This is a genomic window from Cytobacillus sp. GQ23 (assembly GCF_059758675.1).
On record NZ_JCAXER010000080.1, the window covers coordinates 1 to 517 of the forward strand.

Here is a 517-nt window from a genome sequence, read left to right on the forward strand (position 1 = left end):
GGTTGATAATAATCAATAAATAACCTCGTTCTTCCAAATAATGAACAACAGGAGTTTGATAGTGCCCAGTAGCTTCTAGAATGATTGAAGGCTTCTTACCAGACTCTTTTTTCACATCCTCCAGAAACGATACAAGATAACTTAGCCCTTCAACTGTATGAGATACTTTAAAACTCTTTCTGAATGGTTTGCCTTTATCTAAAAATGCTTGAACTTGACTTTCCCCTTTTGAAATATCCAGACCAACGACTGGATTCATTCTAAATCCTCCTCCTAAACATGTAATTTACCAGTACCCCTAATTTCTCCTTGCAGTGTCACAGCTTCGCTTGTTATACGAGATCAAAGTCCCAACCAGCCTCAATCATGTTTCTACAAGTAGGGGGCGAACCGTTTAGCTGACGGGGTCTAAGCCCCACGAGCAGTTACGTTCTACCCTGGCTACTGATATAATAAGACCCAATAAAAAAAGGTCAACCAGAAATATTTAGCATTCTGGCTAACCTTATAATACGAA

Annotated in this window: 1 protein-coding gene; it reads right to left on the reverse strand. The window is 39.3% G+C overall.

What is annotated here, in order from left to right:
• On the reverse strand, window positions 1-259 hold a 259-nt coding region (locus AC6CHU_RS25940; RefSeq protein ID WP_498123165.1), incomplete at its 3' end, for an IS110 family transposase.
• Window positions 260-517: the final 258 nt, after the last annotated feature.